Genomic DNA, 13,700 nt, shown 5'->3' with positions numbered 1-13,700 from the left:
AAAGCCTTTCAACTGGGAATAGCAAAGCTCTACGCGCTCGACAGCGCAAAGCAAATGACGCTCATGTCATAAAGTTACATGGCACAACCCTTCGACTGGACAGGCTTTCCGTTTACGTTATCGTCAACTCATGAGCCTGCCCCCCGCCTTGAGTCGTCTCGCGCTGCCCGTCATCGGATCGCCGCTGTTCATCATCTCGAACCCCGATCTGGTCATCGCCCAGTGCAAGGCGGGGATCGTCGGCTCGTTTCCGGCGCTGAATGCACGACCCGCCACCTTGCTCGACGAGTGGCTGCACCGCATCACCGAGGAACTGGCGGCTCATGACCGCGCGCATCCCGATCGGCCCGCCGCTCCCTTTGCCGTCAACCAGATCGTGCACCGCTCCAACGACCGGCTGGAGACCGATCTGGCAACCTGCGCCAAGTGGAAAGTCCCGATCGTCATCACCTCGCTGGGCGCGCGGGAGGATGTTAATGCGGGTGTCCATGGCTGGGGCGGCATCACCTTGCACGACGTGATCGACGATCGCTTCGCGCGCAAGGCGGTCGAGAAGGGTGCGGATGGCCTGATCGCGGTGGCGACGGGCGCGGGCGGCCATGCGGGGCGTCTATCCCCCTTCGCGCTGGTACAAGAGATCCGGGCATGGTTCGACGGGCCATTGGCCTTGGCGGGATCGATCGCGACCGGTGACGCGATCCTGGCCGCCCTGGCAATGGGCGCCGATCTGGCCTATATCGGCTCCCCCTTCATCGCCACGGTCGAGGCCAATGCGGCGGACGCCTATAAGCAGGCGGTGGTAGAAGGCCGCGCGAGCGACATCGTCTATTCCAGCCTGTTCACCGGCGTTCATGGTAATTACCTGCGCGCGTCGATCGTCGCGGCAGGACTCGATCCCGATCATCTGCCCGAAGGAGACGTCGCGACCATGAACTTTGGCGGCGGACAGGCGGCCAAGGCGTGGCGGGACATTTGGGGTGCGGGTCAGGGAATCGGCGCGATCGACCACATTGCGCCCGCGGCCGAGCGGATAGCTACGCTCGCCCGGCAATATGACGCCGCCCGGGCGCGGCTGCTGACTTAAAACGCGTGGATCAAACGCGCCTGTAGGCTCTGGACCGGGCTTCCCACCGGTCTTGCATCGTCGGCCATCCGGTCGAGCCGTTCGACACGGCGATGCAGGTCGAGGCTGGCCTGGGTCAGGCGACGGGCATGAACCGGAAGCTGTTCGACCCGCTGCGCATCCGTTTCGGGCGAACGGCCCAGACGCCGTACCGGCTCCCGCGCCTCCGTCCAGTCCAGTTCCCCCGCATCCACGGCCCGCTGGGTCAGCACCCAGGCCAGGACATGCATCAGTCGCGTCGTCACCTTGAGCGACTCGCATGAAAAGGTAACGCGAAGGACAGGGCTGAGCCCGTCACGATCCTGACGCCCGATCCCGTCGAAATAGCTGCGTGCCGCCTCGGCCAGCATCATCGTCTCGGCATAAAGGCCATCGATCAGCCGGGTCTGGAAATGGCTTTCGATCGGGGGATGCAACATGGCTTTGACGCTCGCACGGGGCCACCGCCTCGGGCAAGTGGGCGGATCGAGGGACCTGTCCCGATCCGGCGCGGTCAGGCGATGATGTCGGGGATCAGCCGGTCTTCCAACTCCACCAACTCGTCCCGGAGCCGCAATTTGCGCTTCTTCAGTCGCGCAATCTGCAATTGATCGGGGGTCTGCGCCATCAACAGTGCCGAGATGGCATCGTCGAGATCGCGATGCTCGACACGCAACATATCGATCCGCGCGCGCGCCAGCGTGACGTCCATCCTGCACCCCCTGATGGGTCGACGCCGCGAAGCACGCCGTCTCCACGCCCCTCTAGCAAGCCTGTCGCGCCACGGCGAGAGGTCCCAACATGTCATCGGGCCAAATCGCTCGACCGGTCGATTTTCCTGAAAATGAGGGGGGACAGATCGCCCTTTTGGTGTTTTACTCCTTGTCCCAAAGCAACGACAGGAGGTTGAAGCCCTATGCATACGGCGCATCAAACGGCCCTGGAGACCAAGCACGCCACGCTCGACCGGCGCATCAGCGCCGAATCGCAGCGCCCCGTGCCTGACACTCAGATTCTGGCGGATCTCAAGAAGCAGAAACTGAGGCTGAAGGAAGAGATTCAAGGCCTATAGCCTTGGCTGGCCGCGCGGGTCATCGGACCCGCCGCGGCCTTTATACCCGGCGATGGCCGGGCATTATGGAATTGCGCGATCATGGCCCTGTTGCGGCCCCGCCCCATGGGAGGCAGATCGGCGAGACTGACCGCCTAAGCAGTCACCCCCTTTAACGGCATCGATCAGTAGCTGAACGGACGCGTGCGCAAGCCCGTCGCCGCCTTGGCATATTCTGGGGTCGTCGTGCCGCCGCCCACTGGCTTGCGAACCAGCTTGGGATCGATCGGCCGGTCGAACGCGACGCCGATGCGCCCCTGGGTACACCAGGCGACCCGGCCGGAGACCGGACCGATGCCCCGAAGATCGACCATGATCGGCGCACCGATTTCCACCGCGACGGGCAGTTCGGCCATCAGCCCGCCCTCGGAGATGTTGCGCACCCGCACTTCTCGCGGGGCCGTATCGCCGCTCAATGTCATCTGCGCCATCAGCAACAGGCTGTCGCGCTGACCGGCGCGGTCCGCCCGGTCCTGCTCGTCGTCCGCCATCGGTTTCCCGTCGCCGGGTTCGCGGTTCATCGCGTCCATATCGAAATCCGTCGGTGCCCCAAATTGCTCGCGCGACCATGCACTACCGGCGATGGCCTTGCCAATTCCTTAATCTAGGATGAGCCACAGGGGTTGTCGCCCTTTGGGGCAAGCCGGATGCGCCCGACCGACGCCTTCCGCCGGTCAACGCCCGATCGAGCGCGATGAACCGGCGGCACGATGGATCAGTCGTCGCGCGAAACCTTTTCGTTCCGCTCGTGACGTTCCTGCGCCTCGACCGTCATGGTCGCGATCGGGCGTGCTTCCAGTCGACCCAGGCTGATCGGTTCGCCCGTCACTTCGCAATAGCCATATTCGCCCTCGTCGATCCGGCGCAGCGCGGCGTCGATCTTGGAAATCAGCTTGCGCTGGCGATCACGGGTGCGAAGCTCGATCGACCAGTCGGTCTCGCTCGATGCGCGATCGGTCAGATCGGGCTCGCGCAAGGAGTCGATCTGAAGCTGCGACAGCGTGCCCTGCGCCTCTCGCTGGATGGACTCCTTCCAGTCCAGCAATTTGCGTCGGAAATACGCCTGCTGCTTCAGGCTCATGAAAGGCTCGTCCGCGCTGGGACGATAATTTTCATCGATATCGTTGGCCACATCCGGGCCGGTGGAGTCCGTCACGCGATTAAACACCGTCGCCATACCATCCTCCCAAAGGGCCCGTCAGTGCAACGGTCGGCACCGTGTCCTCGGGGCCGCCCCCTAATGGTCGAGAGCGCCTATAGTCGGTGCCACCGTCCGCCGCAAGCGACCGGCATTTCATCGTAATCACTTATTCTATAATAATATTGCGACGTGAATAAGAAATGGACGAAAGCGCCAGCCAATCGTCAGATTCCACACCCGATCCTCGAATCCGCCTTGGGCGACCGACCGGTCGCCTCGAACCGGATTCGGACCAGAAGGCGCGAATCCCAAAGCTGAACGGGCATCCGAACAATGGTGTTGGACCTTAAAGCTTTATTGGTCAGTATGATGACAGAGACGACCCCATGGAGGCCGTGCAGGCGGCCGGACGGCAACTCCGTCCCCTTGCCCGGTTTGAGGATGTGACGATGTCAGTGCGAATGGCCTTGGCGAAGCTGACGGCATGTGCCGCGGGCGGCGCCGTGATCGGCGGAGGTGCCGTCCATATGGTGGACCATCCCCAGCGGCCGCCCCTGGTCAAGCAGACCAAGGTCAAGACGAAACGGATCGTGCATCGTCCTCCCCCGCCTCGCCCGGCGCGACGTATCGTCACGCGTCGGACGACGACCACCACCACGCCGCCGCCGACCGTCATTACCGTCACGACCGAGACGCCCCCCGTTCCCGTCCCCCTGCCCCCAGCCCGCCGATGGCGACCGGCGGCGGCTATGTGCCGGCGGTGATCGGCGGCTGGGGGGGTTTCGGCGGCGGCTGGGGCGGCGGCTTCGGTGGAGGGCTTGGCGGGGGCTTCGGATTTGGCGGCGGCGGATCGAGCGGAAGCGTCGTCATCTCGTCGACCAGCAGCGGCGGATCGACCTCCACCTCCTCCGCATCGGGCGGCTCGGGCGGATCGTCCAGCTCGACCGGCGGCGTCAGCAGCACCTCGTCCTCGGGCAATGTGTCGAGCACCTCGTCGAGCGGCAATGTTTCCTCGACGTCTTCCACGGGCGGATCGTCGACATCGTCTGGTAACGTTTCCTCGACATCCTCCACGGGCGGGTCGTCCACATCGTCCGGCAATGTCTCTTCGACGTCGTCCACCGGAGGGTCCTCGACTTCGTCGGGCAACGTGTCCTCGACCAGTTCGTCCTCGGGCAATGTCAGCTCGTCGAGCGCGTCCAGCGCCTCTTCGGCGTCCTCGGCTTCCTCTGCGTCGTCGAGCGGCTATGGGTCGAGCAGCGACGGCTGGTCGTCCAACGGTTCCTCGGCCAGTTCGGCCTCCAGCGCCTCCTCCGCGTCGAGCGCCTCGTCGGCGAGCAGCGCGTCGTCATCGGGCAGTTCGACCGGTGGCCCGCCGACCCCGGTTCCCGCTCCACCGATGGTCCTGCTGTTCGGCGGCGCGGCGGCGGCGCTGGTGATCCGGCGGCGCCTGGCCAAACCCAAGGCCGCCTGAACCACCGCTCCGCCGTCGCCGGCGGCTTGCGCTACGCCTTTTGCAGTGCGGCTTCGATCTCTGGCACCGGATGCCCGGTCAGATCCTTGGCAAGCTCGCCCACCAGCCGGTCCTCGACCGTCTTGTGATAATGCTTACGCAATTCGCCCAGCGTCTTGGGCGGCGCGACGACGATCAGCGCCTCAAACTCGTTGGCGAGCGCCCGCCGCTTGAGCATATCGGCCGTCTCGGCGGCGAAGCGGTCCTCTTCCTGCTGATGATAGTCGGTTTCGCCCATCGAACCACGCGCCGGCGCGAATTGCGCGCCCTGGCCGCCGCCGCCCGCCTGATTCGATCCGCCTTGCGCGATGGCCGGGGCACCCGGTCCGCTCTGGGTCGAGGAAGCGGAACCCGCTTTGTCGGTCTTCTGGTCGCGATCGGCGGGATTGGGATGCTCGACCGCGTGTTCGACGACCAAATTGGGGTATTCGGCATCGCCTTCGTTGCGAAAGAACAGGCTCTTGCGGCCATCGACGACCAGCACAAAGCTGTTATGCGGCACCTGCATCGGGTTTCTCCTTGTCTGTGCAAGGGGATAACGCCAGGTCACCGGCACGGGTTGCGTGACGGCGGAGCGGAGGCCATAGCCTCGCCCCCATGCACGACATTCGCCTGATCCGGGATGACCCCGCCGCCTTCGACGCCGCGCTTGCCAAGCGGGGTGCCGCACCCCACGCCGAGACGCTGATCGCGATCGACGAACGCCGCCGCGCGATCGTCGCCGAAGCGCAGGCAGCACAGACCCGCCGCAACGAATTGTCGAAGCAGATCGGCCAGGCCAAGGCGGCGCGGGACGAGGAACGCGCCCAGACGCTGATGGACGAGGTCGCCTCGCTCAAGGCGCGGCTGCCCGAACTGGAGGAACAGGAGCGCGTGGTCGAGGAGGAGTTGAATACCGCGCTCGCCGCCATTCCCAATTTGCCCGCCGCCGACGTGCCGCAAGGGTCGGACGAGAATGACAATGCGCTGGTCCATCAAAAGGGCGAGCCCACCTCCTTCGCGTTCGAGGCGCGCGAGCATGACGCGATCGCGCCCGCGCTGGGCATGGATTTCGAGACCGGCGTGGCGCTGTCGGGGGCGCGTTTCACGCTGCTGCGGGGACAGATGGCGCGCCTGTCGCGCGCGCTCAGCCAGTTCATGCTCGACCGGATGACCGAGCAGCACGGTTTCGAGCTGGTCCAGCCGCCTCTGCTGGTCCGCGACGAAGCCGCATTCGGCACCGGGCAGTTGCCCAAATTCGCCGAGGATCTGTTCCGTACCACCGATGGCCGCTGGCTGATCCCCACGGCGGAAGTGTCGCTGACCAACATCGTCCGCGAGTCGATCCTGAGCGAGGCGGAACTGCCGCTGCGCTTCACTGCGCTGACCCCTTGTTTCCGCTCGGAGGCGGGCGCGGCGGGGCGGGACACGCGCGGGCTGATCCGTCAGCATCAGTTCGACAAGGTCGAGATGGTGTCGATCACCACCCCCGACCAATCGGAAGCCGAGCATGAACGGATGACCGCCGCCGCCGAGGGCGTGCTGGAGGCGCTCGCCCTGCCCTATCGCCGCATGCTGCTGTGCACCGGCGACATGGGCTTCACTGCCGCGCGCACCTATGACCTGGAGGTCTGGTTGCCGGGACAGGCGCGGTATCGCGAGATTTCGTCCTGCTCGACCTGCACCGATTTCCAGGCACGCCGGATGATGGCCCGCTATCGCCCGACAGAGGGCAAGGGAACGCGCTTCGTCCATACGCTCAACGGATCGGGTCTCGCGGTCGGCCGGACGCTCGTCGCGGTGATCGAGAATTATCAGCAGGCCGACGGCTCGGTCGTCGTGCCCGAGGCCCTGCGGTCTTATCTAGGCGGACTGGCGGTGCTGGAGCCGCGCTGATGCGGATCCTGCTGACCAATGACGATGGCTATCATGCCCCGGGCCTGGCCGCGCTGGAGCGGATCGCCGCGACGCTGTCCGACGATGTCTGGATCGTCGCGCCCGCCGAAGACCAGTCGGGGACCAGCCGTTCGCTGACCCTGACGCGGCCGATGCGGTTGCGGCAGTTCGGCGAACGGCGCTTCGCGGTCACGGGCACGCCGACCGATTCGGTGCTGATGGCGCTGGGCGAGGTGATGGCCGACCGAAAGCCCGACCTGATCCTGTCGGGCGTGAATCGCGGCGCCAATCTGGGCGAGGATGTGTTCTATTCCGGGACAGTGTCCGCCGCGATGGAGGGTGCTCTGGCAGGCATACGGTCGGTGGCGCTCAGTCAGCGCTACGCCGTCCAGGGATTGGGCGACGCGGTGTCCTTCGCCACGGCAGAGGCCTGGGGAGAGCGGGTGCTGCGCCCGCTGCTGTCACTCGATTTCGGCCCCAGGACGCTGATTAACGTCGACTTTCCGCCGGTCCCGCCCGAGGCGGTGCGAGGAATTCGCGCCACCCGTCAGGGCCTGCGCGACTATGGCCGGGCGAAGCTGGAGCGGCGTAGCGACCCGCGCGGATATGATTATTACTGGCTGGCGCTCGGTCGCCTGCCGCACCAACCGGGCGACGACACCGATCTGGACGCCATCGCGGAGGATTGCATTGCGGTCACGCCGCTGCATCTCGACCTGACGCATCGGGCGTCGCTCGCTATGCTCGGCGCGGCCTATCGCTGATGACGGTCTGGGGGGACTTGGCGTGAATCGGACATCGAAGCCCATGGCAGGCGTCATCGCAGCGTCGTTGTTGCTGTCGGCGTGCATCCCGAACATGGAGCCACCCATGGTCACGCCCGAGCCGGTCGCTCCGCCTACCCCGGTCATGACACCGCCACAGACGACGGCCGCCGATCGTGCGCCCCGTCCGATCGCGCCCGCACCCCGGACAGGTGCGCCGCGATCCACGATCCGCCGCTCGGTACCCGTCACGCGGCGTCAGTCACCCCCGCCAGTCCCGGTCCAGTCGCCCGTCCGGCCCGCGCCCATCCCGGCCACACCGCGCGAGCCCGTATCCACGCTGCCCGCCCCTCGCCCCTCCTGGGAGGTGCGGCCCGTCACCCCGGACGCCAGGGAGATCGCCGCATCGACCTATGTCGTCCAGTCGGGCGACACGCTGCGCGGCGTGGCCGATCGGACGGGCGCTGGGTCGGAGGTGATCGCGCGCGTCAACGGGCTGACCGCGCCGTACGTCATCCGCGCGGGACAGCGGCTGACCATTCCCGGCGGACGCTATCATCTGGTCCGATCGGGCGAGAGCGGCATCGCGATCGCCCGCGCTTATGGCGTGCCCTGGTCGCGCATCGTCGAAGCGAATGCGCTGGCCGAACCCTATGTGCTGCGCGCGGGACAGCGCATCCTGATCCCCGGCACCGCCGCAGGAACGCCCGTGTCGAGCAGCCTGGCCGAGCGGGCGGCGGCCTTCACGCTGGACGTGGACGACATCCTGACCGGCGGCGAACCGGCACTCGCCACCAATCAGGCCCCCGCCAGGCCCAGCGCGACGCCGGCCCGCGTCCTGCCTCCGACTGCCGTGGTCGCCGCGCCCAGCCGCCTGCGCTCGGGCTTTGCCTGGCCAGTCGAGGGCAAGGTGGTGAAGCGGTTCGGCGCAGGCTCCAGCGGGGAGCGCAATGACGGCATCAAGATCGCGGTGCCGGTCGGCACGCCGATCAAGGCGACGGCGGACGGCGTCGTGGCCTATGTCGGCGACGGCATCGCCGCTTTGGGCGGGCTCGTCATCGTCAAGCATGGCGATGGCTGGACCAGTGTGTACGGTCACGCGTCCAAGCTGATGGTCCAGCGCGGACAGAGCGTGAAGCGCGGACAGACGCTGGCACTGTCGGGGCAGACGGGCTTTGCCGATCGCCCAGAGCTTCATTTCGAACTGCGCCGGGGACGCTCGCCGGTCGATCCGATGAGCCAGTTGCCCGGCCGTTGATCCTCTCCGCCCAATCCTGAACGCCGCCTAACACGCTGTTCAGGATCGGGAACGCCACACCCTGTCATAGGTTGGGGACGATCATGGGGCCCCTGCCCCCGGGAGTTGGCGTATGAAGAAGATGTTCCAAGCTTTGGCCGCGATCGGCCTGACCATGGCGGGCGTCGCGACGACGACGGCGCTTCCCGTATCCGGCGCGCAGGCCCAGTCCTGGCGCGACGATGGCCCTCGTTTCGATCGCGACCGGCGTGACCGGCGTGACGATCGCCGTGACTGGCGAAACGATGACCGTCGCGATTGGCGTGGCGAGCGTCGAGGCTGGCGCGACGATCGCGGCTGGCGCCGGGACGATTGGCGCGGACGGCGCGAGGCGCGGACCCAGCGCGAATTCGATCGGGCGCGTCGCACCCCCGGCTATGTCGATCCGCGATCGCAGGGCGACTATACCAATTATAACGGTCGCGGCTCTGGCTACCGCCCCTGCAACTATGTCGAGCGCAACGGCCGGACCGTCTGTCGCTAAACCCATGTTCGCCGGAGGGTGACGAACGCGGATGGGGCGTGTAACGAGCGGCCATTATGGCATACACGTCCGATCTGCTTCGCACCCTCAATGAACGGGGTTACGTCCACCAGATGACCGATGCCGCCGCGCTGGACAAGCTGGCGGCATCGGGGGTGGTGCCCGGCTATATCGGCTTCGACCCGACCGCGCCGTCGCTGCATGTCGGCAGCCTGGTACAGATCATGCTCCTTCGCCGGATGCAGCAGACCGGCCACAAGCCGATCGTCCTGATGGGCGGCGGCACCGGCAAGATCGGCGACCCCAGCTTCAAGGACGAGGCGCGCAAGCTGCTCGCCGAGGACGGGATCCAGGCCAATGTCGCCTCGATCAAGCGCATCTTCGAACGCTTCCTGACCTTCGGCGATGGCCCCACCGATGCGGTGATGGTCGACAATGCCGACTGGCTCGACAAGCTGGAGTACATACCCTTCCTGCGCGAAGTGGGGCAGCATTTCTCGGTCAACCGGATGCTGTCGTTCGACTCGGTGAAGCTGCGGCTCGACCGCGAGCAGTCGCTCAGCTTCCTCGAATTCAACTACATGATCCTCCAGGCTTATGACTTCCGCGAATTGGCCCAGCGCCAGGGCTGCCGCCTTCAGATGGGCGGGTCGGACCAGTGGGGCAATATCGTCAACGGCATTGAACTCGCCCGCCGTATGGACGGGACCGAGGTGTTCGGCGTCACCACGCCGCTGATCACCACGGCGGATGGCGGCAAGATGGGCAAGACCATGGCCGGGGCGGTCTGGCTGCACGAGGACCAGTTGCCGCATTTCGATTACTGGCAATTCTGGCGCAACACCGACGACCGCGATGTGGGCCGCTTCCTGCGGCTGTTCACCGACCTGCCGCTGAACGAGATCGCACGCCTCGAACGGCTGGAAGGTGCGGAGATCAACGAAGCCAAGAAGATCCTCGCCAACGAAGCCACCGCCATGTGCCGTGGCCGCGCGGCGGCGGAGGAAGCGGCCGAGACGGCGCGGCGGACATTCGAGGAAGGCTCCGCGGGTGCCGCACTGCCGAGCTTTGCGGTCGCGGGCGGGTCGATCGGCATCGTTGATGCGCTGATCGGGCTGGGCTTCGCCAAGTCGAAGGGCGAGGCGCGACGCCTGATCGCAGGTGGCGGTGCGCGCGTGGACGGCGAGAAGGTGGCGGACGAAAACGTCGTCATCGCGGTGGGTGCCGAGCCGGTGAAGCTGTCGTCGGGTAAGAAGAACCATGGGTTGCTGACGGCGGGGTGACTCCCCCGGCCTTTGACTCCGCTCAGCCTGAACGGGGGTTTGGAGCAATACCCCTCTAAACCTCTGTTCCCCGGCGAAGGCCGGGGCTCAGTTCCTAATCGGCCGACGAAGCGGGATAACGATGCGTGGGGGCACGTTCCTTCCACCGCCAACGCCCGGCAACTGGACCCCGGCCTCCGCCGGGGTACGGCCGGGTCGATAGGCCAGCCCCCTCACCCCCGCCGAACCACCACCGCTCCGGCGATCACCAGGCCGACGCCAACGAGCTTTCCGATCGAAACCGGCTCGACCTTGACGTCGAACAAGCCGAAATGATCAACGATTAGCGCCGCGACCAACTGGCTGGCGATTGCGGCGGTCAGGGCGACCGAGATGCCCAGCTTTGGCGCGGCATAGGCCAGCACCGCAACAAAACCCGCGCCATAAAAGCCGCCCAGCCATGCCCAGCCGGGTGCGCCTTTCAGCGCCATAGGACTGGTCCGGTCGATCGCAGCCCAGGCCACCAACAGGACCACTGCCCCGATCAGGAACGACGTCAACGCCGACAGTATGACCGAGCCTGACGCCTTGGCCAGCGCCGCATTGGTCGGCGGCTGCACCGCCAGGCCAATACCGGCGATGAGGACGAGGATGAGCGGTAAAAGGCCAGCCATATCCGCGCCCTAACGCCGGACGCGCCGCTTCGTTCAGCCGGAGCGCAACAACGCCACGCCCGCGTCCCGCTCGAACAGATAAAGTGCCGTCCGCGCCGCCTGGCCGCGTGGCGCCTCCAGCCCGCCATCGCGGTCGATCAGCAACCGTGCATCGTCCTGTGCGCACTGCATCAGATCGGCCATGTTTTCGGGCGTGGCGAGCCGGAACGCCATTTCCCCCGATTGCCGCGTGCCGAGCAATTCGCCCGCCCCGCGCAACCGCAAATCCTCCTCGGCGATACGGAAGCCGTCATTGGTCTCGCGCATCAACGCCAGCCGCGCGCGCGACGTCTCCGACAGATGCGAGCCGCGCAGCAACAGGCACCGCGACAGCCCCCCACCCCGCCCGACACGCCCGCGCAGCTGGTGCAACTGCGCCAGGCCGAAGCGGTCGGCATGTTCGATCACGATCAGGGTCGCGTTGGGCACGTCCACCCCCACCTCGATCACCGTCGTCGCGACCAGCACGCCCAGACGCCCGCCCGCAAACGCCTCCATGACGGCGTCCTTCTCGGCAGGCTTCATCTTGCCGTGGACCAACCCCACCCGATCCCCAAACCGCGCGCGAAGGGTTTCGGCGCGCATTTCGGCGGCGGCGAGGTCGGACTTCTCGCTTTCCTCGACCAGCGGGCAGACCCAGTAAGCCTGACCGCCATCGGACAAATGCCGACCGAGCGCGTTGACCACCTCGTCCAGCCGGTCCTCCGACACCACGCGCGTCTCGATCGGCTGACGGCCCGGCGGCATCTCGTCCAACCGGCTGACATCCATCTCGCCATAATTGGCCAGGGTCAGCGTGCGCGGGATCGGCGTCGCGGTCATCGCCAGTAGATGCGGCGGCGCCTTGCCCTTGGCGGACAGCATCATCCGCTGCGCCACGCCGAAGCGGTGCTGTTCGTCCACCACCACCAGCGCGAGGTCGCGGTACGTCACCGTCTCCTGAAAGATGGCGTGGGTGCCGACGAGGATGTCGATCTCTCCCGCCGCCAGCGCCATCAGCGTGGCCTCGCGCGCCTTGCCCTTGTCGCGGCCCGTGAGCACCGCGATCTCGACCGGCAGCCCGGCGAGCGTCTTGCGAAGCGTCTCATAATGCTGGCGCGCGAGGATTTCGGTCGGGGCCAGCATCGCTGCTTGCGCCCCCGCCTCGACCGCGATCAGCATCGCCATCGCCGCGACCAGCGTCTTGCCCGCACCCACATCGCCCTGGAGCAGCCGCAGCATCGGCGCGTCCTGCGCCAGATCGCCCTCGATCTCGCGCACCGTCCGGCTCTGCGCGCCGGTCAGCGTGTAGGGCAGCTTGAGCATATCGCGTAAGCGCCCGTCGCCGTTCAGCGCCCGCCCGCGTCGCTTGCGGGTGTCGGCGCGGACCAGCGTCATCGCCAGCTGATTGGCGAACACCTCGTCATAGCCCAGCCGCTCGCGCGCCTTCGCGTCGGCCGGATCGGCATGGATGCGGGCGAGCGCCTCCTTCCAGTCGGGCCAGCCACGCTGCGCCTTCAACCCCGGCTCGATCCATTCGGGCAGTTCGGGCGCGCGCTCCGCCGCCTGCACCGCGAGCGCGCCCAATCGCCGCGAGGTGATCCCCTCAGACAGCGGATAGATCGCCTCGCGCTCGCGGAAATCTTCGGTGCTGTCGCCCAGGTCGGGATGGACGATCTGCAAATCCTGACCGTAGAGGTCGAGCCGCCCCGACACGACCTTGGTCTCGCCGATCGGGAGCAGCTTCTTCACCCAGCCCGAATTGCCGCCGAAATAGACGAGCGCGACGCTGTTGCCGCGCGCATCCTCGGCGCGCACCCGTGTCGGCCCGCGTGGGGAGGAGGAAACGCGGTGCTCCTTCACGGTCAGCGGGATCGCGATCACCCGCCCCGCGTCCGACACCATCAGTTCGTCGCGGGGAAAGCGGTCGATATGCCCGGTCGGCAGGTGAAAGGCGACATCGACCACGCGCGCGATGCGCAGGCGTTCGAGCGGCTTGGCGAGACCGGGGCCGACGCCTTTCAGCGACGTGACCTCGGCGAACAGCGGATTGAGGATATCGGGACGCATGACTAGATGGGTCTGTATAGCCTCTGCTTCGCGCGCCGCCAGAGCCTGCGGAGCCTATTCTCGTTGGATCGGAATCCCATGGACCACGAAACCCGTATCAAGCGCCTTCGCTTCCGCGCATGGCATCGCGGCACCAAGGAAGCCGATCTGATGATCGGCGGCTTTTTCGACGCGCATCACGAGACGCTGAGCCCCGAAGAGCTCGACTGGTTCGAGGCGCTGCTGGAAGAACAGGATGTCGACATCATGGCCTGGGCCATCGGGACGCAGCCCTGCCCGCCGCAATGGGACGGCCCGGTGATGCAGCGGATGCGCGCGCTGAATTTCGTGCCCATCGCCCGGTAACTTACCGCCACACGGACGTTCAAACGCACACCTTTCCAGCTTCG

18 protein-coding genes are annotated in these 13,700 nt (G+C 66.6%); 9 read left to right on the top strand and 9 right to left on the bottom strand.

All coding sequences use genetic code 11. The features are described 5' to 3' along the window. Positions 1–130 precede the first annotated feature (130 nt). Positions 131–1,084, top strand: a complete 954-nt coding sequence (locus ACWPWT_RS12175) for an NAD(P)H-dependent flavin oxidoreductase (protein ID WP_454279816.1) — start codon at positions 131–133, stop codon at positions 1,082–1,084. Here the strand turns inward: ACWPWT_RS12175 and ACWPWT_RS12170 are convergent. Both ACWPWT_RS12170 and ACWPWT_RS12165 read right to left on the bottom strand, forming a co-directional pair. Continuing rightward, positions 1,081–1,542, bottom strand: coding sequence for a DUF1465 family protein (locus tag ACWPWT_RS12170; protein ID WP_261268055.1), 462 nt, complete (start codon positions 1,540–1,542; stop codon positions 1,081–1,083). The genes ACWPWT_RS12175 and ACWPWT_RS12170 overlap by 4 nt on opposite strands. Before the next feature lie 74 nt (positions 1,543–1,616). Further along, positions 1,617–1,814: a YdcH family protein gene (locus ACWPWT_RS12165; RefSeq protein WP_261268056.1), complete on the bottom strand. Its 198-nt coding sequence runs from the start codon at positions 1,812–1,814 to the stop codon at positions 1,617–1,619. Between the two features lie 204 nt (positions 1,815–2,018). Here ACWPWT_RS12165 and ACWPWT_RS12160 point away from each other — a divergent pair, with 204 nt between their 5' ends. Then, positions 2,019–2,174 (top strand): YdcH family protein, encoded by a 156-nt coding sequence (locus tag ACWPWT_RS12160; protein ID WP_261268057.1) that lies wholly within the window; start codon positions 2,019–2,021, stop codon positions 2,172–2,174. Between the two features lie 164 nt (positions 2,175–2,338). Here the strand turns inward: ACWPWT_RS12160 and ACWPWT_RS12155 are convergent, their stop codons facing one another. Both ACWPWT_RS12155 and dksA read right to left on the bottom strand, forming a co-directional pair. Continuing rightward, complete coding sequence (locus tag ACWPWT_RS12155; protein ID WP_454279815.1) at positions 2,339–2,734, bottom strand: PilZ domain-containing protein; 396 nt, start codon at positions 2,732–2,734, stop codon at positions 2,339–2,341. A 194-nt stretch (positions 2,735–2,928) separates the two neighbouring features. Then, positions 2,929–3,390: an RNA polymerase-binding protein DksA gene (gene dksA / locus ACWPWT_RS12150; protein ID WP_261268059.1), complete on the bottom strand. Its 462-nt coding sequence runs from the start codon at positions 3,388–3,390 to the stop codon at positions 2,929–2,931. A gap of 413 nt (positions 3,391–3,803) precedes the next feature. Between dksA and ACWPWT_RS12145 the strand changes: the two genes are divergently transcribed. Beyond that, positions 3,804–4,118, top strand: a complete 315-nt coding sequence (locus ACWPWT_RS12145) for a hypothetical protein (RefSeq protein WP_454279814.1) — start codon at positions 3,804–3,806, stop codon at positions 4,116–4,118. Here ACWPWT_RS12145 and ACWPWT_RS12140 read toward each other — a convergent pair. From ACWPWT_RS12140 to ACWPWT_RS12130, 3 genes are all read right to left on the bottom strand, one after another. Further along, complete coding sequence (locus ACWPWT_RS12140; RefSeq protein ID WP_454279813.1) at positions 4,102–4,533, bottom strand: hypothetical protein; 432 nt, start codon at positions 4,531–4,533, stop codon at positions 4,102–4,104. The genes ACWPWT_RS12145 and ACWPWT_RS12140 overlap by 17 nt on opposite strands. A gap of 66 nt (positions 4,534–4,599) precedes the next feature. Continuing rightward, the gene (locus ACWPWT_RS12135) at positions 4,600–4,812 is read right to left on the bottom strand and encodes a hypothetical protein (RefSeq protein WP_454279812.1); all 213 of its coding nucleotides are present in this window, start codon (positions 4,810–4,812) and stop codon (positions 4,600–4,602) included. 47 nt (positions 4,813–4,859) lie between these two features. After that, entirely contained in the window at positions 4,860–5,375 is a 516-nt protein-coding gene (locus tag ACWPWT_RS12130; RefSeq protein ID WP_261268062.1) for a host attachment family protein, read from the bottom strand. 89 nt (positions 5,376–5,464) lie between these two features. Here ACWPWT_RS12130 and serS point away from each other — a divergent pair, with 89 nt between their 5' ends. From serS to tyrS, 5 genes are all read left to right on the top strand, one after another. Then, a complete protein-coding gene (gene serS, locus ACWPWT_RS12125; protein WP_454279811.1) occupies positions 5,465–6,742 on the top strand; it encodes a serine--tRNA ligase in 1,278 nt (425 codons plus the stop codon). Further along, positions 6,742–7,506 carry a 5'/3'-nucleotidase SurE gene (surE, locus tag ACWPWT_RS12120; protein WP_454279810.1) on the top strand — a complete coding sequence of 255 codons (765 nt, stop codon included), beginning with the start codon at positions 6,742–6,744 and terminating at the stop codon, positions 7,504–7,506. Before serS ends, surE begins: the two co-directional genes overlap by 1 nt. Before the next feature lie 43 nt (positions 7,507–7,549). Then, complete coding sequence (locus tag ACWPWT_RS12115) at positions 7,550–8,764, top strand: peptidoglycan DD-metalloendopeptidase family protein (RefSeq protein ID WP_454279931.1); 1,215 nt, start codon at positions 7,550–7,552, stop codon at positions 8,762–8,764. Between the two features lie 112 nt (positions 8,765–8,876). After that, the gene (locus ACWPWT_RS12110) at positions 8,877–9,287 is read left to right on the top strand and encodes a hypothetical protein (RefSeq protein ID WP_454279809.1); all 411 of its coding nucleotides are present in this window, start codon (positions 8,877–8,879) and stop codon (positions 9,285–9,287) included. Between the two features lie 56 nt (positions 9,288–9,343). Further along, complete coding sequence (tyrS, locus tag ACWPWT_RS12105; protein ID WP_454279808.1) at positions 9,344–10,570, top strand: tyrosine--tRNA ligase; 1,227 nt, start codon at positions 9,344–9,346, stop codon at positions 10,568–10,570. 212 nt (positions 10,571–10,782) lie between these two features. On the opposite strand, the gene ACWPWT_RS12100 is transcribed toward tyrS, so the two are convergent. Continuing rightward, positions 10,783–11,223: a DMT family transporter gene (locus ACWPWT_RS12100; RefSeq protein WP_454279807.1), complete on the bottom strand. Its 441-nt coding sequence runs from the start codon at positions 11,221–11,223 to the stop codon at positions 10,783–10,785. A 33-nt stretch (positions 11,224–11,256) separates the two neighbouring features. Next, complete coding sequence (gene recG / locus ACWPWT_RS12095) at positions 11,257–13,311, bottom strand: ATP-dependent DNA helicase RecG (RefSeq protein ID WP_454279806.1); 2,055 nt, start codon at positions 13,309–13,311, stop codon at positions 11,257–11,259. A 78-nt stretch (positions 13,312–13,389) separates the two neighbouring features. Between recG and ACWPWT_RS12090 the strand changes: the two genes are divergently transcribed. Next, positions 13,390–13,656, top strand: coding sequence for an FAD assembly factor SdhE (locus ACWPWT_RS12090; RefSeq protein ID WP_061779069.1), 267 nt, complete (start codon positions 13,390–13,392; stop codon positions 13,654–13,656). The last annotated feature ends 44 nt before the right edge of the window (positions 13,657–13,700 follow it).

The sequence above is a fragment of the Sphingomonas sp. Marseille-Q8236 genome (assembly GCF_965112005.1).
The sequence above is the reverse complement of the archived record's forward strand: the minus strand, read 5'-3'. Positions and strand labels throughout refer to the sequence as shown.